At 72.1% G+C, this 23454-nt stretch carries 24 protein-coding genes; 15 read left to right on the top strand and 9 right to left on the bottom strand.

Going from position 1 to position 23454, the window contains the following annotated elements; all coding sequences use genetic code 11:
- Positions 1-50: 50 nt before the first annotated feature.
- Positions 51-2435, bottom strand: a complete 2385-nt coding sequence (locus tag CP983_RS19965; protein ID WP_150500864.1) for an ABC transporter permease — start codon at positions 2433-2435, stop codon at positions 51-53.
- A complete protein-coding gene (locus CP983_RS19960) occupies positions 2432-3148 on the bottom strand; it encodes an ABC transporter ATP-binding protein (RefSeq protein ID WP_150500862.1) in 717 nt (238 codons plus the stop codon). Before CP983_RS19960 ends, CP983_RS19965 begins: the two co-directional genes overlap by 4 nt.
- A 213-nt stretch (positions 3149-3361) precedes the next feature.
- On the opposite strand from CP983_RS19960, the gene CP983_RS19955 reads away from it, so the two are divergent.
- Both CP983_RS19955 and CP983_RS19950 read left to right on the top strand, forming a co-directional pair.
- A complete protein-coding gene (locus CP983_RS19955; RefSeq protein ID WP_229915041.1) occupies positions 3362-4672 on the top strand; it encodes a sensor histidine kinase in 1311 nt (436 codons plus the stop codon).
- The gene (locus CP983_RS19950) at positions 4669-5346 is read left to right on the top strand and encodes a response regulator (protein ID WP_107904704.1); all 678 of its coding nucleotides are present in this window, start codon (positions 4669-4671) and stop codon (positions 5344-5346) included. The genes CP983_RS19955 and CP983_RS19950 overlap by 4 nt, the downstream gene beginning before the upstream one ends.
- On the opposite strand, the gene CP983_RS19945 is transcribed toward CP983_RS19950, so the two are convergent.
- Positions 5321-5512 (bottom strand): DUF397 domain-containing protein, encoded by a 192-nt coding sequence (locus CP983_RS19945; RefSeq protein WP_150500860.1) that lies wholly within the window; start codon positions 5510-5512, stop codon positions 5321-5323. The genes CP983_RS19950 and CP983_RS19945 overlap by 26 nt on opposite strands.
- The gene (locus tag CP983_RS19940; RefSeq protein ID WP_150500858.1) at positions 5509-6345 is read right to left on the bottom strand and encodes a helix-turn-helix domain-containing protein; all 837 of its coding nucleotides are present in this window, start codon (positions 6343-6345) and stop codon (positions 5509-5511) included. Before CP983_RS19940 ends, CP983_RS19945 begins: the two co-directional genes overlap by 4 nt.
- A gap of 125 nt (positions 6346-6470) precedes the next feature.
- Between CP983_RS19940 and CP983_RS19935 the strand changes: the two genes are divergently transcribed.
- The 5 genes from CP983_RS19935 (at position 6471) to CP983_RS19915 (ending at position 8840) form a co-directional block, all read left to right on the top strand.
- On the top strand, positions 6471-6866 hold the full coding sequence (locus tag CP983_RS19935) for a bifunctional DNA primase/polymerase (RefSeq protein ID WP_150500856.1): 396 nt from the start codon (positions 6471-6473) through the stop codon (positions 6864-6866).
- Positions 6867-7091: 225 nt separating this feature from the next.
- Positions 7092-7706: a hypothetical protein gene (locus CP983_RS19930; protein WP_150500854.1), complete on the top strand. Its 615-nt coding sequence runs from the start codon at positions 7092-7094 to the stop codon at positions 7704-7706.
- Positions 7707-7743: 37 nt separating this feature from the next.
- A complete protein-coding gene (locus CP983_RS19925; protein ID WP_229915042.1) occupies positions 7744-8007 on the top strand; it encodes a hypothetical protein in 264 nt (87 codons plus the stop codon).
- A complete protein-coding gene (locus tag CP983_RS19920; RefSeq protein WP_185932902.1) occupies positions 8004-8417 on the top strand; it encodes a PIN domain-containing protein in 414 nt (137 codons plus the stop codon). Before CP983_RS19925 ends, CP983_RS19920 begins: the two co-directional genes overlap by 4 nt.
- A gap of 132 nt (positions 8418-8549) precedes the next feature.
- A complete protein-coding gene (locus CP983_RS19915; RefSeq protein ID WP_150500852.1) occupies positions 8550-8840 on the top strand; it encodes a hypothetical protein in 291 nt (96 codons plus the stop codon).
- A 1-nt stretch (position 8841) separates the two neighbouring features.
- Here CP983_RS19915 and CP983_RS19910 read toward each other — a convergent pair whose 3' ends face one another.
- The 4 genes from CP983_RS19910 to CP983_RS19895 form a co-directional block, all read right to left on the bottom strand.
- Positions 8842-9492 carry a phospholipase D-like domain-containing protein gene (locus tag CP983_RS19910; protein ID WP_150500850.1) on the bottom strand — a complete coding sequence of 217 codons (651 nt, stop codon included), beginning with the start codon at positions 9490-9492 and terminating at the stop codon, positions 8842-8844.
- Positions 9493-9529: 37 nt separating this feature from the next.
- The gene (locus CP983_RS19905) at positions 9530-12013 is read right to left on the bottom strand and encodes a dolichyl-phosphate beta-glucosyltransferase (protein ID WP_150500849.1); all 2484 of its coding nucleotides are present in this window, start codon (positions 12011-12013) and stop codon (positions 9530-9532) included.
- Positions 12010-12711 (bottom strand): GntR family transcriptional regulator, encoded by a 702-nt coding sequence (locus tag CP983_RS19900; RefSeq protein WP_150500847.1) that lies wholly within the window; start codon positions 12709-12711, stop codon positions 12010-12012. Before CP983_RS19900 ends, CP983_RS19905 begins: the two co-directional genes overlap by 4 nt.
- Positions 12712-12836: 125 nt before the next feature.
- Positions 12837-14192 (bottom strand): aspartate aminotransferase family protein, encoded by a 1356-nt coding sequence (locus CP983_RS19895; RefSeq protein ID WP_150500845.1) that lies wholly within the window; start codon positions 14190-14192, stop codon positions 12837-12839.
- A 174-nt stretch (positions 14193-14366) separates the two neighbouring features.
- Between CP983_RS19895 and CP983_RS19890 the strand changes: the two genes are divergently transcribed.
- The 5 genes from CP983_RS19890 to CP983_RS19870 all read left to right on the top strand — a co-directional run bounded on the left by CP983_RS19890 (position 14367) and on the right by CP983_RS19870 (position 20671).
- A complete protein-coding gene (locus CP983_RS19890; protein WP_150500844.1) occupies positions 14367-14972 on the top strand; it encodes a type 1 glutamine amidotransferase family protein in 606 nt (201 codons plus the stop codon).
- A complete protein-coding gene (locus tag CP983_RS19885; RefSeq protein ID WP_125529905.1) occupies positions 14969-15427 on the top strand; it encodes a MarR family winged helix-turn-helix transcriptional regulator in 459 nt (152 codons plus the stop codon). Before CP983_RS19890 ends, CP983_RS19885 begins: the two co-directional genes overlap by 4 nt.
- A gap of 78 nt (positions 15428-15505) precedes the next feature.
- Entirely contained in the window at positions 15506-17509 is a 2004-nt protein-coding gene (locus CP983_RS19880; RefSeq protein WP_150500842.1) for a serine/threonine-protein kinase, read from the top strand.
- Between the two features lie 122 nt (positions 17510-17631).
- Positions 17632-19170, top strand: a complete 1539-nt coding sequence (locus CP983_RS19875) for a substrate-binding domain-containing protein (RefSeq protein WP_150500840.1) — start codon at positions 17632-17634, stop codon at positions 19168-19170.
- A gap of 97 nt (positions 19171-19267) precedes the next feature.
- Positions 19268-20671: a M28 family metallopeptidase gene (locus CP983_RS19870; protein ID WP_150500838.1), complete on the top strand. Its 1404-nt coding sequence runs from the start codon at positions 19268-19270 to the stop codon at positions 20669-20671.
- A 16-nt stretch (positions 20672-20687) separates the two neighbouring features.
- On the opposite strand, the gene CP983_RS19865 is transcribed toward CP983_RS19870, so the two are convergent.
- Complete coding sequence (locus CP983_RS19865; protein ID WP_150500836.1) at positions 20688-21440, bottom strand: SLATT domain-containing protein; 753 nt, start codon at positions 21438-21440, stop codon at positions 20688-20690.
- A 302-nt stretch (positions 21441-21742) separates the two neighbouring features.
- Here CP983_RS19865 and CP983_RS19860 point away from each other — a divergent pair, with 302 nt between their 5' ends.
- From CP983_RS19860 to CP983_RS19850, 3 genes are all read left to right on the top strand, one after another.
- Positions 21743-22087: a YbaB/EbfC family nucleoid-associated protein gene (locus CP983_RS19860; protein ID WP_030956117.1), complete on the top strand. Its 345-nt coding sequence runs from the start codon at positions 21743-21745 to the stop codon at positions 22085-22087.
- A 92-nt stretch (positions 22088-22179) separates the two neighbouring features.
- Positions 22180-22779: a recombination mediator RecR gene (gene recR / locus CP983_RS19855; RefSeq protein WP_030053254.1), complete on the top strand. Its 600-nt coding sequence runs from the start codon at positions 22180-22182 to the stop codon at positions 22777-22779.
- Positions 22772-23434: a DUF5063 domain-containing protein gene (locus tag CP983_RS19850; RefSeq protein WP_107904688.1), complete on the top strand. Its 663-nt coding sequence runs from the start codon at positions 22772-22774 to the stop codon at positions 23432-23434. The genes recR and CP983_RS19850 overlap by 8 nt, the downstream gene beginning before the upstream one ends.
- Positions 23435-23454: the final 20 nt, after the last annotated feature.

The following is a 23454-nucleotide window of genomic DNA, read 5'->3' as shown; positions in this document are numbered from 1 at the left end:
GCCGGGCGCTCGCGCGTTCACCCGTCGGACGAGGGCGGCCGCGGGCCGGCTCACTCCGTGCGCAGCGCCCTGGCCGGGTCCGTCCTGGCCGCCCAGCCCGCCGGGAGCAGGGCACCGGCCACCGCGATCGTCAGGCCGCCCAGCAGGAGCAGGGCGAGGACCGGCGTGGCGTAGAGGGCGATGTACGAGCCGGGCAGGTTCATCCCCACCGCGTCGCCCATCAGCGGCGTCACATAGTGGTGCAGGGCCACTCCGAGCGGAATGCCGGCGACCGAGGCGAGCAGGCCGATGCCGGCGACCGACGTGAGGACCATGCCCACGGTCTGGCGGGGTGTCATGCCCAGGGACTTGTACACGCCGAGGTCGTGGACGCGGTCGCGGGTGTCGAGGACGACCGTGTTGAGCACCCCCAGGCCCGCGACCGTGACGAGCAGCAGGGTCAGCATGCCGATCAGCGCGTCCATGGCCGCGATCACGCTGGAGGAGTCGTCGCCGCCTGGGTGGGCGTACGCGCCGATGGCGTCCAGGGTCTCGTTCAGCGAGGTCAGGTAGGCCGACTCGGAGGTTCCCGGGTCCGTGTCGACGTGGAACCGGGTCGGTTCGGCCTCCAGGCCCAGGGCGGTGAGGGTGGTGGCCGGGGTCAGCACGGTCATGCCGTCGTCCTCGGTGAAGAACGCCTCGCCGACGATGCGGACGGTGGTGCGGCGGCCGTCCTCCGTCAGGGTCAGGCTGTCGCCGACCGCGATTCCGGCGGCATGCAGGAAGCGCTCCGTGACCACCGCCTGGCCGGGGCCGGTCAGCCAGCTGCCCGAGACCAGCTCCGGGGCGGCCCACGACGCGTCGCCGTCGTACGCGGTCACGTTGGTCGCGCCGCTGATGCCGGACGCGCGGACCTCGGCCTGGGCGGTGCCGTAGAAGCGCCGGGTCCCCTCCTGCGCGCGCAGGGCGGCGGCGACCTCGGCCGGGTCGGCCGACGGCTCCGCGGACTGGCCGGGGGCGCGGACGACCTGGGCGCCGGGCGGACCCTGCCCGCCGCCGGTGTCCACGACGACCGGAGCGGCGGAGTCGAGCATCCGGTTCGACTGCACCGCGCCGAGCGTCAGGGCCAGTCCGACCGCGAAGGTGACCGTGACGGCGGCGAAGGCCACCGCGGCCGCCGTCGTGAGCGAACGCGCGGGGCGGGCGAAGGGGTGCGCCAGACCGAGAGAGAGCGGGCGCGGCAGCGGCAGCCGCCCCGTGAGCCGACGGGCCAGGCGCCCCCGTGCGGTGGCCGCCGTGCGCCCCACGGAGATCGCCTCCACGGTGCGCAGCCGGCCGGCGCGCAGCGCGGGCACGAGAGCGGCGACGGCGACCAGCGCGAGGGCGGCGGCGGGTGCCGCCACGTCGACCCACCAGGGCACCGAGGCGGGCGCGCCGCTGTAGACGTCCTCGACGTCGCCGAGGACCGGGCCCGCCAGCACGTTGCCGAGGGCGACGCCCAGGGCGCAGCCGACGGCGGCCGGGACCAGCGCCTGGGCGACGTACGCCCGCACCACCTGGGCCGGGGTGAAGCCGAGGGACTTGAGGATGCCGATGCGCCGGGTGGCGGCGCCCACCGCGCCGCTGACGACGATGCCGATGATCAGCACCGACATGGCCAGACCGAGCACACCGAAGGCGGCCACGAAGGGCACGAACGCCAGCGCGTTGGCGAGCTGGTCCTGCCGGACGACGAGGTGGGACCGGGTCGCGGTCAGCGCGCCGGAGGGCACGGCGGCGGCGATCGCGGCGCGCGCGGTGGACAGCTGCGCGTCGGTGCCGGCGTGCCGGAAGCGGTAGAGCATCTCGTACGTGGGAGCGGCGGACTTCGTGGTCAGCGCCTCGGCCTGGGCGGGGGTCACCCACGCGTCGGCGGTGCCGGTGACCGACCGGGCCAGGCCGACCACGGTCAGCGTCGGGCTGCCCGGCAGGTCGGGGAAGGTCAGCCGGGCGCCCGGCCGCAATGGTGAGTCGACCTCGGCCAGCACGATCTGGCCCGGCCGGGTCGCCCACTCGCCCGCGACGAGTCGGAGCCGGTCGACCGGCCCGAGACGGTCCGCGCGTCCGGCCACGGTCAGCGCGGGCAGCGTGACACCGGCCGGGATCGCGGCGGATGCCGACACCGTGCGCGGGCGCAGTTCGAGGGTCCGGAAGGGGCCGGCCGCGGCCGTCACGCCGGACGCGCCCGCGGTGGCGGCGAGATCCGACTCGGTGACCTCGCCGCCGTCGAACTGCGCGGCCAGATGGGCGCCGCGCTGCTCGGCCATCGCGTGCTCGAACGGCGCCCGGGACGCCGTGAGCACCCCGGCGGCCACGACGGACGCGGTGACTGCGACGAGCGTGGTCAGGATCATCACCGCGGTCTGCATCCGGCGCCGCCCGACGCCCGCGCGCACCACCTTGCCCAGGGCGCTCACCGGGCCACCGCCGGTGTGCCCCGGACGTCCTGGGAGTCCCGGACGATCCGCCCGTCGACCAGCTCGATGGTGCGGGTCGCACAGGACTCGGCGAGCCCCAGGTCGTGGGTGACCAGCACGATCGTCTGCCCGTCCGCGTTGAGCGCGGCCAGCAGCTGCCGTACGTCCTCGCCGGAGGCGGTGTCCAGGGCGCCGGTGGGCTCGTCGGCCAGCAGCAGCGCCGGACGGTTCATCAGGGCGCGGGCGACCGCCACCCGTTGCCGTTCCCCGCCGGACAGCCTGCCGGGGTGGGCGTCCGCGTGCCGGTCGATGCCGAGGTGGGCGAGCAGGTCGGCGGCGCGGCGGCGGGCCTCGGCGCGGGGGGTGCCGGCGAGCTGGGCGGGCAGCAGGACGTTGTCGGCGACCGTGAGGTCCTCCAGCAGGTTGAAGAACTGGAAGACCATGCCGATCCGCGCCCTGCGGTACTTCGCCGACGCGGCCTCGCCGAGCCGGTCCACCCGCTGCCCGTCGACGGTGACGCTCCCGCCGCTCGGCCGGTCCAGGCCCGCGATCAGGTTGAGCAGCGTCGACTTGCCGCTGCCGGACGGTCCGAGGACGGCCAGCGCATCCCCGGCCCGCACGCTCAGGTTCACGCCGGCCAGCGCCGGCGGCCCTTCCCCGTACGTCCTGCTCACGTCGCGGATGTCGATCACAGGTGGTGCGGTCGTGGTCATGGGCCCTCCCCGGCCGGCGGTTGACGGTTCGGCGCGACGCTAGGGGCGGGGCCGGGTCCGGGGCGTCGCCCGCGGTGGCGAGAGCGACTGCCGTGCCGGGGCGACGTGGCGGGAACGTCATCCCTGAGATGTACGAGGAAGATGTACGGCCCGTCAGCGGCGGTCGGCGGCGGGAGGGATGTGGCCGCGCCGGGCCCTTGCCAGACTGGGCTTATGAGCGGGGCGGCCGGTACAGCCGGGGTGGGCGGGCGGACAGGGGTGCGGCGGTGGAGGGCCGTCGGCACGGCGCTGCCGCGGCCGTCGCGGTGGATGTGGACGGCCGACGTGGCCCTCGCCCTGGTCCTGGCCGTGTGCACGGTGAGTGCCTCGCTGGATCAGGACGCCGCGATGAAGGTTCCGCAGTTCGGCGTGGGGGAGCCCGCTCCGCCGCCGCCCGGGCCGCCGGCCGTGCTCGCGGGCCCCACGGCCGACCCCCGGGAGCTGGCACTCGCCGCGCTGACCGCGCTGCCCCTGATCGTGCGCCGGCGGTATCCGCTGGCCGCGTTCTGGGCCGTGCTCGGTGTGACCCTGGTGTTCGGCCAGCGCTCGGGCGCGACGGGCGCGACCGTGTATACGTTCCTGTCGTGCGTGGTCGCCGCCTACAGCGCCGCCGTGCACAGCCCGCGTCGCGTTCCGGCGCTGATCAGCGTGCTGGTCGGGGCAGTGCTGATGGCGGTGTTCCACGAGGAGTACTTCCCGTACTTCACGCCGGGTTTCGTGCCGTTCCTGGTGCTGCTCGGCGTCGGACTCGGAGCGAACGCGATCCACACCTGGCAGCAGCGTGTCCGTGACCTCCAGGAACAGCAGGAGACCGCCACCCGTCTCGCGGTCGAGTGCGAACGCGCCCGCATCGCCCGGGAGTTGCACGACGTCGTCACTCACAATGTGAGCGTGATGGTGATCCAGGCGGGGGCGGCCCGCAAGGTGATGGACGCCGCGCCCGACCGGGCCCGCGAGGCGCTGCTGGCCGTCGAGGCGGGCGGGCGCACCGCGATGGCCGAACTGCGCCATGTGATGGGCCTGTTGACCATGGACGGGGACTCCGGCGCGGACCCCGCCGCCGATGCCGGCCTGGCACCGCAGCCTGGCCTCGCCCAGGTGACCACGCTCGTGGACCGGGTCCGCGCGACCGGTGTCCCCGTCGAGCTGACCGTCGCGGGCGCGCCGGCACCGCTCGTCGCCGGCGCCGACCTGGCCGCGTACCGGGTGGTGCAGGAGGCGCTGACGAACGTCGTCAAGCATGCCGCCGGGTCGAGGGTGCGGGTGAGCGTCGGTCACACGCCCGACGCCGTGCACGTGGAGGTGTCCGACACCGGCGGCACGGCCGCCACCCCGGCCGGTCCCGGGGGCGGCCGGGGCCTGCTCGGCCTGCGCGAACGACTCGCCGTCTACGGCGGCACGCTGGAGGCGGGCGTACGGCCTACGGGAGGCTTCCGGGTGCGCGCGGTCGTACCGGTTCAGAAGCCGGTGGAGGGGGTGTCGTGACCGACGCGCCCCGCGTGGTGATCGCCGACGACCAGGCCCTCGTCCGCACCGGCTTCAGCATGATCCTGACCGCCGACGGCATCGACGTGGTGGCCGAGGCGGCGGACGGCGAACAGGCGGTGGCGGCCGTCGAGCGCACCCGCCCCCACCTCGTCCTCATGGACATCCGGATGCCGGGTCTCGACGGCCTGGAGGCCACCCGCCGGATCCTCTCCGGCACCATCCCCGACCCGCCTCGCGTCCTGATCCTCACCACCTACGACCTCGACCGCTACGTCTACGCCGCCCTCACCGCGGGCGCCAGCGGCTTCCTGCTGAAGGACGTCACACCGGAACACCTCGTCGCCGCCGTCCGTCTGGCCCGCTCCGGCGACGCGCTGCTCGCCCCCGCGATCACCCGCCGCCTGGTCGAACGCTTCGTCACCCAGGACACGGCGACCGCCGCGCTGCACCGGGACCTGGCGGTCCTGACACCCCGCGAACGGCAGGTCCTCCAGTGCCTGGGCACGGGCCTCAGCAACGCCGAACTCGCCTCCCGGTTCACCCTGAGCGAGGCCACCGTGAAGACACACGTCGCCCGCATCCTGTCCAAGCTCCGCCTGCGGGACCGCGCGCAGGCGGTGGTGGTGGCCTACGAGACGGGACTGGTCACCCCTGGGGGAGACCCGAGGTGAAGGCGGCCCAGGCCCGACCGGAAACGGTGAGGTTCGGGCCGTGGGGGTTCTTGGAGTCGCGTATGTGGATGGCGGGGGTGGGGTGGGGGGAGGGGGCGACTTCGAGGCATTCGCCGCCACTGTCACTGCTGAAGCTGGACTTGAACCACCGCAGGGTGCCAGTCACTGGAGCTCTCCCGCCAACTGCTCGATGAGGCCCAACGATTCCCGTGAGCCCAGGGTCTGCGAACGGATCTTCGCATAGCGGTGCATGTATGTCGTTACCTTGGCAGGAGCGCTGACAAGGATGCTTTCGTCCTGGGGCTCCAGGTAGACAAGGTGCTCGTGATCGGGAGTTTCCACGAACGTCATGTCACCGCGGCAGCCAGCGTGTTCACCGTCTAGCCCGCAACTCATCGGCAGCACCTGAACTGTTACGTTGCGGCGCTTGGTGCACTCCACCAGGTGCAGTAGCTGGCCACGCATGACCTCCTGGCTGCCGATCGTGCGCCGCAGCGCGGACTCCTCGACGATCAGCTCGATCAGCGCCGCTGGGTCCCGGTCGAGGAGCGCCCGTCGCGCCAACCGGGCCTCGACCAGCTCCTCCACACGCTCGTCCTTGAGCGGTGGATAGCCGCCGCCGATCAGTGCACGGGCGTACCCCTCCGTCTGGAAGAGGCCGTGCACCACGAACGTGACGTACGTGGAAAGCGTCAGGGCCTTTTGCTCCAGTAGCACGTAGTTTTTGAATTGAGCCGGGTACTTGTCCAGCCGCATCAACTCCCGAGCCCGCTCGAAGATGCCCAGCCCGCCCCCGATCTCCGCCTCCAACTTCACCAGCATCTGATCGCTCGCGGGCTGTGCGCACGTCTCCATCGCGCTCACCGCCGCTGCCGTGTACCCGAGTTTGTCGCCCAGCTGCGGCTGGGTCAGCCCGTGTTGCTCCCGCAATGCCTTCGCCAGGGCGGCGACCAAATGGGCCGTACCGCCTGCCTCTGTCTTGTTCTCCGCCCGCGCCATTGCGGTCACCTCCGAACTCAACCGAAATCAACCGGTCACAACTGACGGACGCCGGTAATCAACCGTGTTCAACCGACGACGCAGAGTCATGGATCAAGCTAGCTCCGCACCCTCAAGCTGACTCCGTGAATGCGCAAAGTGACCTGACCTGGCTCCCGGCAACCGGTGTTCAACTCCGCAAGGCGGGCGTCCGGTTCGACGCGATCAGAGTCGACGGCGAGGAGGGGCGGGACGTCGCGGACCGGCTCGCCCGCATGACCGGCGGTGATCCGGGGCCGATCGTCGAGACGGCGACGGGGCGGCGCGGGGTGTACTTCCTGGTGCCCGCCGGCAGTACGTCCCACCGAGCCTGGCCCGACGGAGTCACCCGTTTCGTCGCCGGCCCGGGGCACGTTTCGTTCATCCCGGTGCCCGCACTCAATGGCCTGACCTGGCCCTTGAGTTGGCGCTACCGCCCGACGACTCCCGACCGCCTCGTCCACACCCATCTGCTGTGCACCGTTCTTCACTCGCAGGGGTGAAGAACGCGAACTACCGCCTGGGAAAAGGTGGTTCCGACTTGCAATCGTCGCTCTGCGTGGCCTTAGAGTCACGCCAACAGAAATGCCCCCGCGGTGCGCCAACACCCGGGGGCTCGACACCAGGAGCAACACCTCCGGATGCGTTCTCATCGTACGACGCCTGCGCGCGTCTTTTCAGGCCTGTCGGCCGCCCTTCTCCGCGACCGGAGCATCTCCTGGTGTGCGGTGAGCGTACTGACGTACTTGCTGGCCCTTCCGAACCATGCCCGCGTCACCCTTCGCGCGCTCGCCAGGGCATGTGTCGAAGGGCGGTCGCGGATCGCTGCCGCTCTGCGTGAGCTGGAGGAACTCCGGTATCTGCGGCGTGTGGCGCGCGAGGGGGAGGGTGCGGGACAACTCCCCGTCTGCTACCAGGTGTTCGACGCGCCATACGAAACGGCGCCACGAACGGGTGAAACCGAAAAAGTGCCGGGTCGGCGTGCCTCGTCGGGGGTGGGCACCGCCGCGGCGGCGCGACTGCTGCTCTCGTTCGGGGATTTCGACCGGCGCCTCACGCTCGACGCCGCCGAGGCGCTGAGGCTCGCGCCGCTGGTGGAGGCGTGGTGGCGGCGGGGGGCGAGCAACGCCGAGGTGCGGGCGGCGGTGATGTGGGGTGCGCCGCGGTCGGTCCGGTCGGCCTTCGACCACATTGAGGCTCGGTTGAGGGGTGGGGTTCGTCCTTCGGCTAGTGCAACTGCCGCTTTTGTGACGGCAGTTGAAGTTGATTTTCGTACGCCGGGCGGACGTGCCTGGCGGTTCCTTCAAGAGAAATGGAGCGTGTTCGATGACCGTCGTACTTGAGCGGCCCGACGTGGTATACCGTGGGTATACTTCGATTATGGCTGACACCACCGTCAAGGTCGATCCCGCTGTCCGTGACCGCCTCATGGTCCTTGCCCGCGAGCGCGGGATGACCATGCGTGACCTGATCGCCGAACTGGCGGGGGCCACGCCGACCAAGGAAGAGCTGCGGAAGCGGTACGAGGCGACCAAGGCGTACTGCGAGACGCACTTCGGTGTGACGCTCACGGACGAGGACCACGACAGGGTGGAGAAGGTCTGGCAGGACCTTGAGGCCGGTCGGCCCGTGGACAGTCTGTGAGCGCTACGAGGGCCGGGTCGACCGGCGTCGTGTTCGACGAGTCGGCCCTGCTGGCGCTCGGCTCGGGGAACTCGCTGGCCTCACAGTTCGTCGCGAACACCGAGCACGGGCCCACTCGGCACGTGTACGTACCGGCCCTGTGCCTGGCCGCTGCCGACGGAATGCGCAAGGGGCTCGCCGAGCATGTCGGAGCGCTGCCCGCCGTGGAGATCGTCGAGTTGGACTTCTCCGGGGCGTCCACCGTGGGGGCGCTGTTGCGTGACGGGGTGGAGTGGCGACTCGGCCATGCGATCCATCTCTCCCGGCCGACGCCGGACTGGCCGGACGGCCGTCGTGTGCTGACCGCCGACCCCGACCTGTACGCGGAGATGCCCCTGGTACGGACCATCAGGTTGCCGCGCCGGCGGTGACCTGAGGGGGAGGGCACCCCGCCCGGGTGTCCTCCCCGTTCCGCCCCGCCCCGATGGAGTACTGAGCGGGCGACCTCCGCGTGGCGGCCCTAGCGTGAGGTCGCAGGGGGCGACCGGAAGAAGGTGAACGTCGTGCGTGTACTGCTTCAGGCCCATCTCGACACCGAGAAGACGAACGAGCTCATCCGCAGCGGCAAGATGCCCCAGGTGATGCAGGAGATCGTCGGGGCCTTCAAGCCGGAAGCCTCCTACTTCACGGCCACCGGCGGGGTCCGCACGATGTTCGTGGTCTTCGACATGCAGGACTCCGCCCAGATGCCCCCGCTCACCGAGCCGCTCTTCGAGAAGTTCGGCGCCGAGGTGGACTACACGCCGGTGATGAACGCCGACGACCTCCAGAAGGGGCTGTCCCAGCTCAAGTAGGTCAGCTGAAGACGATCATCGAGCCCTGGGCCAGACTCCGGGTCGCCGCCGCGTGCAGGCCCAGCCAGACGTGCCGTTCACGGGCGAAGGGGCTGGGGTCGTAGGGCGCGGCGACGGCCGGTTCCTCCAGGGCCGTGGGCGCGAGCGGGGCCTGCGGTGCGGTCGGCGGGTTGGCCGGGTCGATGCCGATCACCGGGGCCACGAACTCCAGCTCGCGCAGGAGCGCCTGGGCGGAGCCCAGGGGGCCGCCGCCCGCGAGGAGTTCGTCGTTGGAGAGCGGACCCGGGAAGTCGACCGGGACGTAGGCGCCCGCGTGGTCGTAGTGCCAGACCAGATGCGACTGCTTGGCCGTCGACTCGAACATCTCCAGGAGCTGTTCGTAGTCGCCGCCCAGTTCGTCGACCGGGGTGACGGCGAGCCCGCAGACCTGGAGCAGATAGGCCCGGCGCAGGAAGTGCAGCGCGTCGTAGTCGAACCCGGCGACCGGGGCGACGTCGCCGGACAGGCCCGGCATGTACTGGTACACCGGCACCGGTGGCAACCCGGCCTCGGCGAGCACCTTGTTGTATTGCGCGAGTTCCTCGGCGAACGGGTTGTCGGGGGTGTGGCACAACACATCGACAAGCGGTACCAGCCACAGGTCACAGGCCAAAAGAGGGCTCCTCGCACAGCTCGGCGTAGCACGTCGGTCAGGGCAGGGTAATCGGTGCGGCGCGAGGACGGGTCCCCTCGTGCAGGTCCCATACCCATACTCCGCCGACCCACTTACCGGACTCGCCCAACAGCTTTTCCACGGTCGCCCGCAGTGCGGAGTCGTTCGGCTGCGGGGCCAGGACCAGTACGCCTGCCTTCCAGTACGCCAGGTCCACCCGTGCCTGCTCGCGCCAGGAGTCATTGACGGGCGGGATCTCGCCCGTGTTGCGCACCTCACGCAGCAGGTTGGAGGTGAAGCGGGGCTCGGCGCCGTAGATGCCGACGCGTTCGTCGCCGTAGGGGCCGTTGAAGTAGCCGCCCGGCAGTGCGAAGCCGAAGCCGGCCTCGGTCTGCCAGTGCAGCGCGTCCGCGTCGGAGGGGTCGGGCAACGGCACCGGCACGAGCGACTCGCCCTCGCGGACGTACGACGCCCAGGTCCCCTCCGCGATGAAGGGCGGCACCTCGGCACGGTCGACGGCCCTGAGCGGGGCCGGGACCAGGGGGAGCAGGGCGAGGGCGACGGCGAGGAGGCCGGCGTACCGGGTGGCCGGGGGCCGTACCGCGAGCAGCCGGTCCACGGCGACGGCGAGCAGCATGCCCAGCGCGGGCGCGCAGATCATCGCGACGCGGCTCTCGATGACCGCCTCGAACAACGGCTTGTCGGCGAGGAGTTCCCAGGGACCCGGGAGGACGACGCCGGTCAGCGGGATGCGGAACTCCCGCCCGAGGGACAGGAAGGCCGCGGCCACCGCCGTGAACGCCAGCGCTGTGACCGGGGCCCGCTTCCGGAGCAGTACGACGATCGCGAGGGCGAGCAGGACCAGCGGCCAGCCGTAGAAGGCGTTCTGCTCGGTGGTGTTGAAGGCGAGGGCCTTCGCGGTGCCGGCGTCGCCCGCCAGCCATGAGCGCTCGGCGAAGGAGAGCAGGGCGAGGGGGCTGTTGAAGGAGCGGGGGTTGTGCTCGATGTCGGTGTAGCTCTGCGGCCCGGCGAACTGCCACACCAGCGGATACACGATGAGGGGGAGGCAGACGGCGGCGCCGATGAGGACGCCCCGCAGCAGCGGCCGCCAGGCCGCCCGTGCCGCGTCCCGGCGCAGGACGGCGTAGGCGGCCGTGAACAGCAGCATGCCCAGCGCCGTCAGCAGCAGCGGCTCCTCGCCGAGGAAGACCTGGTAGGCCGCCATCAGACCGAGGACCACGCCGTCCCGGACCACCCGGGTGCCCGCGCACAGGCGCAGGGCGCGGTCGATGATCAGCGGGACCATGAACAGCACCACGAAGTTGGGGTGCGCGTGGGCGTGGCTCACCATCGGCGGCGCGAACGCGGCCAGGGCGGCGCCGAGGAAGGCCGCGACCCGGCTGCGGACCAGGTACTTGACGATCAGCCAGTACCAGGCGGCCGCGGTGGCGGCGAGGCCCAGCGTCATGACCAGGCTGAGGGTGAGCGCGGGACCGGCGGCCAGGGTGAGGGGCGCCAGCGGGACGGACATGCCGAGCATGACCGTGTTGGCCATGAGGTTCACGCCGTCCGGGAAGCCCTGGAGGTCGGTGAAGAGGGGGTTGCGGAAGTGGGCGACGTTGTCGGCCGTGACCGCGAAGAACCACTCCCACTGGTTCTGGTCGCGCAGCGAGTCGGGGAGATAGCGGCCGGCCGGGGCGAAGAAGCGGCCGGAGTACAGGGCCACCGACATCAGCAGGAACAGGAAGGGCGCGAAGACGTCGGCGGGGCGTACGGAGCGGGCGGCGATGCGGGTGATCTCGGTCAGCGCGCGGACGTAGTCGAGGGGGCCGACCTTCGAGCCGGGCCGGTGGGACCAGCGGACCGGGACCTCGGCGACGGACAGCCCGGCCTCGCGCAGATGCCGCAGCACCTCCACGTCTATGCCCCAGCCGTTGACGCGGGAGGCGGCGTACGCCTCGCGGGCCCGGTCGCCGTCGTAGAGCTTGAAGCCGCACTGGGTGTCGTGGATGCCGGGCAGGGCGGTTCGGCGTATGAGCGCGTTGCCCGCGCGGCCCAGCAGTTCGCGCACCCGGTGCTGGCGGGCGCCGATCGTGGCACCGGGGGCCGAACGGGAGCCGATCGCCGCGCAGTCGCCCTCGCCGAGCGCCTTGTCCAGCCGCTCCAGCTCCTCGATCGGCGTCGCGAGATCGGCGTCGGTGACCAGCACACGGCGTCCGCGGGAGGCGGCGACACCCAGGCGCAGGGCGTGGCCCTTGCCGCGGTTGCCCTCGCCGGTGACCAGGCGGAGACGGGGGTCCCGGCGGGCGGTGACGAGGTCGCCGGTGCCGTCGGTGGAACCGTCGTCGGCGACGACGATCTCCCAGGAGCCCCAGCGGGGTTCGTCCGCCGACAGGTAGTCGGTGAGGGCGTCGAGGGTGGGGGTGAGGCGGTGCCGCTCGTTGTAGGCGGGGATGACGACGGAGAGGTCGGGAGCGTCAAGCAGGGCGGGGGTGTTCGTCGGCTCCCGCTCGTGGCTCACCCGGCCGCCAGTCGCTCGATCAGGGCGACCGAGTCCGCGTCGTGGGTGGCGATGATCTGGCGGGCCGTGGGCAGGTCGCGCTGCATCAGCGCGTCGACCAGATCGGTGTGCCGGGCCCAGAGATGGCCGCGCAGATCGTCCAGTCGGCGCAGGTACTGGACCGCGCAGACCCAGGACTGCACCCGCAGCCGGTGCAGGAAGTCGGCGAGGTAGGGGTTGCCGAAGAGGGCGCCGAGCTCGCGCCAGAAGCGCAGGTCGTAGCCGATGAGGACGGTGAGGTCGCCGGCCGTGGCGGCGCGCTCGGCCTCCTCGGCGCGGCGGCGTACGCCGACCACGGCGGTGAGGACGCGCGGGTCGTCGGGGTCGCGGTGGCCGGGGCGGTCGGTGGCCAGGACCTGGAAGATGCCGTCGGTGACCAGGCCGCGGGCCTCGACGATGTTGCGGTAGTCCGCCACGGAGTACTCGTGGACCCGGAAGCCGCGGTGCTGGTCGGCCTCCAGCAGGCCCTGTGCGGCGAGGTCGACGAGCGCCTCGCGGACCGGGGTCGCGGAGACGCCGTACTGCTCGGCGATCTCCTTGACGGTGAATTCGCGGCCCGCCTGGAGCCGCCCGGCCAGTACCTCGTCCCGCAGCGCGTCCGCGATCTGCTGGCGCAGGGTGCTTCGCGTGACCGAGCCGTTGCCGCCGGTGCCGGGCATGGTCGGGGCGTCTCCCGTCGTCGCGATGAGGTGGCGTGCACGTATATGTCTACGAGCACGCCACCTTAGTCGTTCGGATTCGGGGCGACGTTTCTGCGACGACCTCGATTTTCTCCGTCGCGGACCTACTCCGTGTACTCGTCCGCGACGGCCAGGGCGGTGTCCAGGGCCGCCAGTCCCTCCTTGAGCTCCGCCTCACCGACGTTGCACGGCGGCACGACATGCGTGCGGTTCATGTTGATGAACGGCCACAGCCCGGCGGCCTTCGCGGCCGCGCCGAACGCCGCCATCGGGGCGTTCGCCGTGCCGGCCGCGTTGTACGGCACCAGCGGCTCGCGGGTCTCCCGGTTCCGCACCAGTTCGAGCGCCCAGAACATCCCGACGCCGCGCACCTCGCCGACGGACGGGTGCCGCTCGGCGAGCTCCCGCAGTGCGGGGCCGACCACGTCTGTGCCCAGCCGCGCGGCGTTCTCGACGACGCCCTCCTCGGCCATGACCTGGATCGTCGCGACGGCGGCGGCACAGGCCAGCGGGTGGCCCGAGTACGTCAGACCGCCGGGGTAGGGCCGCTTCGCGAACGTCTCCGCGATGGCCCCGGAGATGGCGACGCCGCCCAGCGGCACGTAGCCGGAGTTCACGCCCTTGGCGAAGGTCATCAGGTCCGGCGTCACGTCGAAGAGGTCCGCGGCGAACCATTCACCGGTGCGGCCGAACCCGGCCATGACCTCGTCGAGGACGAAGACGATCCCGTACTTGTCGCAGATCTCCCGGACCCCGGCGAGGTAGCCGGGCGGCGGCACCATGATCCCGGCCGTCCCCGGGATCGTCTCCAGGACGATCGCGGCGATCGTCGCCGGCCCCTCGAAGGCGATCGTCGTCTCCAGGTGCTCCAGCGCCCGCGCGCACTCCTGCTCCTCGGTCTCGGCGTAGAAGCGGGAGCGGTAGAGGAAGGGGGCCCAGAAGTGCACGACACCGGCCGCGGCGCCGTCGGAGGCCCAGCGGCGCGGGTCACCGGTGAGGTTCACGGCCTGCTGCGTGCCGCCGTGGTACGACCGGTACGCCGACAGCACCTTCGGGCGCCCGGTGTGCAGCCGGGCCATCCGTACGGCGTGCTCGATCGCGTCGGCGCCGCCGTTGGTGAAGAAGATCTTGTCGAGGTCGCCCGGCGTGCGCTCGGCGATCAGCCGTGCCGCCTCCGAGCGTGCCTCGACCGCGAACGCCGGCGCGAAGGTGGTCATGCGCGCGGCCTGCTCCTGGATCGCGGCGACGACCTTGGGGTGCTGGTAGCCGATGTTGGTGTAGACGAGCCCGCTGGTGAAGTCGAGGTACCGCTTGCCGTCGTAGTCCCAGAAGTACGACCCCTCCGCACCGGCGACGGCGAGCGGGTCGATGAGTTCCTGGGCGGACCAGGAGTGGAACACATGCGCACGGTCCGCGGCCTTCACGGCGGCGCCGACCTCGGGATCTGGCTGAGGGGTCATGCGCCCGAGGGTAGGGAGCGGCGACCGGGAGGCGGTATCGGCGTCCTGTCTGCGGTCGGCGGGTTTCCGCGACAGGTTGTCGACGCGAACCCACTCCAGCATTGACAGCAAGCTGTCTACATGTCAGGATACTGTCATATCGAAGAGCGACGCCGAAGCTTCTAGGGGGAAGCCATGAACAGCAAGCCCGTGCACCTCGCCGTCTACGACACCTTCGCCGACTGGGAGACGGGGCACGCCACCGCCCACCTCGCCCGCGCAGGCCACGGCATCCGCACCGTCGGCCCGGCCACGCGGCCCGTGCGGAGCATCGGCGGACTGAGCGTCCGGCCCGACCTCGCGCTGGACGACGTACGGCCCGAGGACAGTTCCCTGCTGATCCTCCCGGGCGCCGATCTGTGGGATGCCGGCGACGACCTGGCGCCCTTCGCCCGCAAGGCCCGCGAGTTCCTCGACGCAGGTGTGCCCGTCGCCGCGATCTGCGGTGCCACCGCCGGTCTCGCCCGCGAGGGACTGCTCGACGACCGCGCCCACACCAGCGCCATCTCCTTCTACCTCGCGGCCACCGGCTACGGCGGCGGCGAGCGGTACGTCGACGCCGACGCCGTCACCGACGGCGCGCTGATCACCGCAGGGCCGACCGAGCCGGTCGCCTTCGCCAGGGAGATCCTCCGGCTGCTCGGGGTGTACGAGGGCGAGGTGCTGGACGCCTGGTACCGGCTGTTCCACGACTCCGACGCGGCCGCGTACGCCGTACTGGAGAAGGCGGGAGCGGCGTGAGCCGGGAGCGACAGGACCTGCTCAGCCGCAGCGCGCTCGGCGTCTTCCGGCTCAACGGCCAGTTCCTCGGCGTCGCCGAGGAACTGGCCCGGCCCTCCGGTCTGACGGCGGCCTGGTGGCAGGTGCTGGGCGCGGTGCTCGGCGAACCCCTGCCGGTCTCCGGGATCGCCCGCGCGATGGGCATCACCCGGCAGAGCGTGCAGCGCATCGCCGATCTGCTGGTGGACAAGGGGCTCGCGGAGTACCGGCCCAACCCGGCACACCGCCGCGCCAAGCTCCTCGCGCCGACGGACGAGGGGCGGGCGGCGATCTCCCGGATCGACCCCGGCCACGCGGCCTTCGCGGACCGGCTGGCGGAGGCCATGGGGGAGGCCGAACTCGCCGACGCCGTAAGGGTTCTGGAACGGTTGTCGAAAGTGCTCGACCAGATCACCGGTCCTGTTACGGAACCGTAGGCACCGCCCCGCTCACCTCCATGTATGCCGCACTATCGTGGGGCCGACGCATAGGCGGGGGCTGGTTGGGGGCGTGCGATGGAGAAGCTGGGGCCGGGGGATCCGCAGCAGATCGGGGCGTATCGGCTGCTGGCGCGGCTGGGCGCGGGCGGCATGGGGGACGTCTATCTCGCCCGGTCGGACCGGGGCCGCACGGTCGCCGTGAAGCTGGTGCGGCGGGAGCTGGCCGCGCAGGAGGAGTTCCGGGCCCGGTTCCGGCAGGAGGTGCAGGCCGCGCGGCAGGTCGGCGGGTTCTGGACCGCGCCGGTGCTCGACGCGGACACCGAGGCCGACGTGCCGTGGGTGGCCACCGGGTACGTCGCCGGGCCGAGCCTCCAGCAGGTCGTCGGGCACGACCACGGGGCGCTGCCCGAGCGTTCGGTGGGCATCCTGGCGGCGGGGCTGGCGCACGCGCTCAAGGACATCCACGCGGCGGGGATCGTGCACCGGGATCTGAAGCCGTCGAACGTCCTGGTCACCATCGACGGGCCCCGCGTCATCGACTTCGGCATCGCGCGCGCCCTGGAGACCGTCGACGAGAGCGGGCTCACGCGCACCGGCGCGCTCGTCGGGTCGCCGGGGTTCATGGCGCCCGAGCAGGTGCGCGGCGACCGGATCACGCCCGCGTGCGACGTGTTCTGCCTGGGCTCGGTGCTCGCGTACGCCGCCACCGGCCGGCTGCCCTTCGGGTCCGTCGACAGCGGCCCGCACGCCGTGATGTTCCGGATCGCCCAGGAGGAACCCGACCTGGAGGGCATGCCCGAGGGCATCGCCGAGCTGGTGCGGGACTGTCTGCGCAAGGACCCCGGTGCCCGCCCGACGCTCGACCGGGTCCTGGAGCGCACGGGAGCCGAGGACACCGTCTCCGACGGCCGCTCCCGCGACCCCTGGCTGCCGAGCGCCCTGGTGGCCCAGCTGGGACGGCACGCGGTACGACTGCTGGACGCGGAGAACCCGGTGGGCGCCGGGGGACCCCGACCTCCGGCCCCGGCGGGCTCCGGGGCTCCGGCCCCCGCGGGCTCCCGACCTCCGGCCCCGGCGGGCGACCGGGCGGGCCCCGATGTGCCTGCCCAGGGAGCCCCGGCTTCCGGTGAACCCACCCCCGCCGCCTCGCCCGAGCACGCCCCGGCCGCCTTGCCCACGCCGCCGGACCAGCTGCCCACCGTCGCCGCGGCCCGCAACGGCCCGACCCCGCCGCCGGGCCCCGGCACGCCCCCCGGCGGTGCCTTCGGGGACGCCGCCGCTCCCGGCAGTGCCCCGGCGCACCCGGCGTACGGGTCGCCGCAGCAGCACCCGCAGCAGCCGGCGTACGGCTATCCGCAGGCCGGGCCCGGCGGGCCCTACGGTGCCGCTCCCGGGTACGGGGCTTACGGCCCGAACCCGAACTACCCGAACCCGAATCCGGCGTACGCCGCCACCCCGCCCTACGGCCCGCCCGGCCCGTACCTTCCGGCGCCGCAGCCCGAACCGCCCCGGCGCAGCGGGCGGTCCACGGCGGCGCTGGTCGTCGTCGCGCTGGTCGTCGCGCTCGGCGCGGGCGGCTCGGTGTACGCCCTGATGAGCGGCGACAACGACGACTCGGCCGGCGGCGGCCCGACCGAACGGCCCACCGCCACGTCCAACCCGACCGACTCCCCGACCTCCGACCCGACGACTCCCACCCCGTCCCCGACCCCCTCGGAGTCCGCTGACGGCACGATCCCGGCGGGCTACCTGGGCACCTGGACGGCCACCATCGACAGCGGCACCGGCGAGAACACCCGCCGGCTGACCATCCGGCAGGGCGAGGTGGGCGACGCGGTCCTCTCCCTCGTCGCCGACGGACCCGCAGGCAACGGCACCTACCACTGCGAGTTCGAGGCGGACCTCTCCGCGGCGCCGGGCGGCGACGGCCCGTTGCGGATCGGCCCGTCCACCGTGACCGTCGGCGAGGCGCCCACCTGTTCGCCGGGCAAGGCCACCGAGATCACGCTGCTGCCGGACGGCAGGCTGGAGCGGGTGACCGTCGGCAGCGGCGAGAGCCTGACGTACGACAAGCAGTGACCGGGGGCGAAGTCCCGTTTCCTGTGAGGCAGTTGAACGTACGGCGAACTTCACCGTGCGAGCGGCTTCGCCGGTCCCGAACGGACGTACGGTGACCCCACTACGGCTTGCGGGGGCACCACGTGGAGTGGCTGAGCGCAGAGAACATCGTGGCCGTCGGCACGGCGGTGCTCGGTGTCGTCGCGTCGGGCGTCATGGTCTGGTACGAGCGGCGGGTACCGCGCCGCAAACGGATCGGCTACCGCGTCCAGATGGACAACCCGATAGGCGACGACGTCCGTTCCGGCAGAGCCAACGTCAGGCTCGGCCTCTTCGACGCGGACATGGACGACGCGACGCTCGTGCTGCTGCGCGTCGAGAACGACGGCTCGCAGAGCATCGACCGCGACGACTACACCGGCCCCGAACCCCACGGTCTGACCGCGGTGTTCACGGACCGCACCATCCGGGGCGTCTCGGTCACCCAGCCGACCGACATCGACCACCTGATGGACCACTTCACCGCCCAGCGCGGCTTCGGCTACGAGGGCAACCGGCTGCGCGTGCCGCGGGTCCCGCTCAACCCCGGCGACCACTACAAGCTGCTGGTGCTGCTGTCCGGCGGCGACGTCGGCGCGGAGATCCGGCTGCGCGGCGGCATCCGCGACGGCGAGGTGCACCCCAACCGCAGCGCCACCCCGGACGACAAGTCACCGGTCTTCAGCCTCCAGGCCAGGATCTTCACCGGCCTGCTCACCCTCTCCGTGCTGGCGCTCGCGGGCATCGTCGTCTTCCGGGACGGCAACCCGATCGAGTGCGAGCAGGGCGAGCTGACGGTGATCGGCTCGACCGCCTTCGAGCCGGTGATCACGACGCTGGCGAAGCAGTACGAGGGCAAGTGCGCGGGCGCCGACATCGACGTGCAGACACGAGGCAGTGAGGCCGGGGTCGCCGAACTCGCCGCCCTGGCCGACCGGTCGAGGTCGAGGGCCCGGTCGGTCGTCGCGTTCTCCGACGGCCCGCTCGGCGACCGCCTCGGCCTGAAGGGGAAGAAGGTCGCGCTGTCCGTCTTCACGCTCGCCGTCAACGACGGGGTCGACCTCGGGCCCGAGGGCCTGACCGTGGCACAGGTGCGGGACATCTACAAGGGCCGGTACAAGCGGTGGGGCGAGGTGCTCCCCGGCGCCGACCGGGCGACCGCCCAGCTGCCGATCGTCCTGGTCAGCCGCAGCGACAGTTCGGGGACGCGGCAGGTGTTCCAGGACCGGGTGCTGGGGGAGTGGGAGCGGGCGCAGAGCACCTCGCTGGACTGCCGGCCGCCCGCCGGCGCCGTCACCGTCGTGACGCGGTGCGAACTCGCCGGCACCGGCGACGTCCTGGACCGGATCGCCGAGCAGCCCGGGGCGATCGGGTACAGCGAGCTGGGTGTCGCCGCCAGGCACAAGGGCGTACGGCCGGTGCCATTGGACGGCGACCGCGCGAACGTCGACGAGATCGAGCGCGGCGACAGCGACTATCCGTACCGGGACATCGAGTACGCCTACACCGCCGGCACCGCGCCCGGCGACTCCCTGACCGCGGGGTTCCTCGCCTATCTCGACAAGGAGAGCAGCCGGCAGGTGATCCGCACGCAGGGGCATCTGCCGTGCGGGACACCGGTGGGGCTCAAGCTGTGCGGCTGACGCCGGGGGCGGATGTCGGACGAGGCACCCTTGCCGTTGGTTGCCATGTACACAACCATTGCGGGGTCGGCCGGCATCGGCAGCACCGGGAGGACCCATGCGCCCCAGCCCCACCAGAAGAACGGTCCTGACGGCCACGGCGGCGGGCGCGGCGGCGCTGACGGCGACCGGCACGGCCGAGGCGGCCCCCGCGTCGGCGGACCGCCCTGCGGCGACGGCCCAGCGCCCCACCCGCGAACTGCGCGCCCTGCTGCGAGAGATCGACGCCGCCCGCATCGAGGCCACGGTCCGCAGACTCGTCTCCTTCGGCACCCGCCACACCCTCTCCGTCCAGGACGACCCGGACCGGGGCATCGGCGCGGCCCGCGACTGGCTGCTGGCCGAGCTGAACTCCTGCGCGGCGGCCTCCGGCGGCCGGATGACGGCGGAACTCCAGTCGTACGTCCAGGAACCGGCGCCGCGCATCCCCACCCCCACGAAGATCACGAACGTCGTCGCGACCCTGCGCGGCTCGGTGACCCCGGAGCGCGTCTACGTCGTCTCCGGGCACTACGACTCCAGGGTCACCGACGTCATGGACGCCACGTCCGACGCGCCGGGCGCGGACGACGACGCCTCCGGGGTGGCCGTGGTCCTGGAGCTGGCCCGGGTGATGGCGAAGCGCCGCCCGGCGTCGACGATCGTGTTCGCGGCGGTGGCGGGGGAGGAGCAGGGCCTGTTCGGATCGGCTTACCTGGCACAGCAGTTGAAGGCGGCTGGCACGGACGTCCAGGGCATGTTCACGAACGACATCGTCGGCAGCGCCACCGCCGACGACGGCACCCGCGACCCGTACACGATCCGCCTGTTCACCGAGGGCGTCCCGTCCTCCGAGACACCCGAACAGGCGGCGCTGCGCCGCTCCGTGGGCGGCGAGAACGACTCGGCGACCCGTCAGCTGGCCCGCTTCGTCAGGGACGTGGCGGACAACGACGCGACCGGCATGCGGGTGCGTGTGATCTACCGCCGCGACCGCTATCTGCGCGGCGGCGACCACATCCCCTTCCTGGAGCGCGGCTACCCGGCCGCCCGCTTCACCGAGCCGGCCGAGGACTTCGCCCACCAGCACCAGAACGTCCGCGTAGACGACACCGGCAAGCAGTACGGCGACCTGCCGGAGTTCTGCGACTTCCCCTTCACGGCACGCGTGGCCAAGGTCAACGCGGCCGCCCTGTGGACCCTGGCCCAGGCCCCCGGCACCCCGGGGAACCCGCGCATCATCACGAGCAACCTCACCAACTCCACCAGCCTGACCTGGGCCAGAGGCCCGGAGCCGGACCTCGCCGGCTACGAGGTCGTCTGGCGTGAGACGACGTCCCCGGAGTGGACCCATGTCCTCCCGGTCGGCGACGCGACGACCCACGAGGTGGACCTGTCCAAGGACAACGTGTTCTTCGGCGTACGAGCGGTGAACCGGTCGGGCCTGCGCAGCCCGGTGGCCTTCCCCTCCCCGCAGTCGTGAGCGCGGCGGGCGCTCCTCAGCGCGGCTCGGGCGGACGCTGACGCGGCATGTTCGGGCGGGTGCCGTTCGTCGGCGGCACCGCGAACCGGCCCAGCGCCGCGGTCACGTCCGGGCGGCTCGCGCCGGGCACCGCCGACTGGATGCCCAGGGGCGCGGACCCGGTGCGGAACTCCACCATCCAGTCCGCGGTCTCGGCCCGCATCAGCTCGGTGACGTCCTCGGAGAACCGGCGCAGCACGGCCAGGCAGCGCTCGGCGGCCTCGCCGGCCGTGCCCTCGGCCGGGCCGAGGACCTCGCGTACGTTCTCCGTCGCCCAGTCGAACTGCAGCATCTGAAGCCGCCGCTGTACGGCCTGGGCCGTGGCGACGTCCCTTATCCACCCGGACGTGATCCCGAAGAACCGGTCGACCGCCACACAGGCCACGGCGCTCAGCAGCGCCAGATACCCCCAGGGGGCCACCCCGCTCACGACGCCCGTCAGGTCGAGCAGCGGCAGCGCGGCTCCTACCACCGCCCCCGCGGCGGCGCCGCCGCGCAGCGCCCGGGCCCCGCGCCGCTTCCACACCCGGTCCGCGAGGTACCACGCCGCCGTGTTCAGCGCCCCTCGCTCCACCCACCGGTACAGCTCGTCCAGCCGCACCGCCGGTTCCCCCCAGTCCCCGTGGGGGAACGCCCGCCCCGTCAGATCGCCCGGCCGCAGCCCGGCCGCCCCTTCGCCGCCCCGCCCGTCCTTCGGCGACCTGTCGGGCTGCATCTCCGGCTGACCCACCCGGCACTCCCTACTGTCACGGTGCGTGACATCACGTACGACATACGACGTGGATGCGACCCCCGCAGCGCACGGAACGTCACGCAACACCTGAGGCTGACGCGCCGGACCCTTCCTACCGCCCAATGGGTGGCGAAGAGATGCCTTTCGCCTCTTTTCCGCCCGGAAGTGGGCCTTGATCAGGTATAGGACGCCCATTCCTCCGGGTTCTCTCTCACTCGAAAGAGTGCTGGGGCGACGGCCACGCAGACCACGTAGGCTCGTGCTGAACGGGAAACGCGTACACACGCAAGGAGCTGATCGTGATCCCCGGTGGTGGCCAGCCCAACATGCAGCAGCTGCTCCAGCAGGCCCAGAAGATGCAGCAGGACCTGCAGCGGGCGCAGGAAGAACTGGCGCAGACCGAGGTCGACGGACAGGCGGGCGGCGGCCTGGTGCAGGCCACTGTCACCGGCGCCGGCGAGCTCCGCGCGCTGAAGATCGACCCGAAGGCGGTCGACCCCGAGGACACCGAGACCCTCGCCGACCTGATCATCGCGGCCGTCCAGGCGGCCAACGAGAACGCGCAGAACCTCCAGCAGCAGAAGCTGGGCCCGCTGGCCCAGGGCCTGGGCGGCGGCAGCGGCATCCCCGGGCTGCCCTTCTGACCCTCCGGGCGTTGCCCGCCTCGTCTTTCTAAGAGGGGGCACCGCCAACTACCGTACGTACCGTAAGGAACCCCAGGAAGGACGGCAGTCCGTTGTACGAAGGCGTGGTTCAGGACCTCATCGACGAGCTGGGTCGGCTGCCCGGCGTCGGTCCCAAGAGCGCGCAGCGGATCGCCTTCCACATCCTCCAGGCGGAACCGACGGACGTACGGCGCCTCGCCCAGGCCCTCATGGAGGTCAAGGCGAAGGTCCGCTTCTGCGCGACGTGCGGGAACGTCGCGCAGGAGGAGCTGTGCAACATCTGCCGGGACACGCGCCGTGACCCGGCGGTGATCTGCGTGGTCGAGGAGCCCAAGGACGTCGTGGCGATCGAGCGGACCCGCGAGTTCCGCGGCCGCTACCACGTCCTCGGCGGCGCGATCAGCCCGATCGAGGGTGTCGGACCGGACGACCTGCGTATACGAGAACTTCTCGCGCGGTTGGCCGACGGGACGGTCACGGAGCTGATCCTGGCCACCGATCCGAATCTCGAGGGCGAGGCCACCGCCACGTACCTCGCGCGCATGATCAAGCCCATGGGCCTGAAGGTCACCCGCCTGGCCAGCGGCCTCCCGGTGGGTGGCGACCTGGAATACGCGGACGAGGTCACCCTCGGCCGCGCCTTCGAGGGGAGACGACTCCTAGATGTCTGACGCCACGCTGCACGCGACCGGCCAGAACCCGGACGACTTCGCGGTCCAGATCGCGGACCAGATCGAGAGTTTCCTGGTCGCGGTGACGGAGGTCGCCAAGGGCGACGAGCCCGGCTCGACCGTGCCCTTCCTCCTCCTGGAGGTCTCCCAGCTGCTGCTGGCCGGCGGCCGTCTCGGCGCCCACGAGGACATCGTCCCCGACGAGCGCTACGAGCCCGACCTGGGCCCCGAGGCGGACGTGGACGAGCTCCGCGAGAACCTCGCCCGTCTGCTGGACCCGGTCGACGTCTACTCCGAGGTCTTCGACCCCTACGAGCCCCGCAAGGCCCCGGTCCCGGCCCGGATCTCCGACGACCTGACCGACGTCATCACCGACCTGCGCCACGGCATGGCCCACTACCGCGCGGGCCGCACCGCAGAGGCCCTGTGGTGGTGGCAGTTCTCCTACTTCTCCAACTGGGGCTCGACGGCGTCCGCGACGCTGCGCGCACTGCACTCCGTCCTGGCCCACATCCGCCTGAACCAGCCCCTGGAGGAACTGGACGGCCTGGACACGGACCAGGGCGTGATGGGCGACGAGACGCTGGAGTTCGAGGCCGGCAAGGTCATGCAGCAGGAGATCGGCGACCAGCTGGGGCTGGGTTCGGCGAAGTAACGCCGACCTCCCGCCGCAGC

This window comes from Streptomyces chartreusis, from assembly GCF_008704715.1.
Lineage (GTDB): Bacteria > Actinomycetota > Actinomycetes > Streptomycetales > Streptomycetaceae > Streptomyces > Streptomyces chartreusis.
Note: the sequence above shows the minus strand (reverse complement) of the source record. Positions and strands in the feature narration are given on the sequence as shown.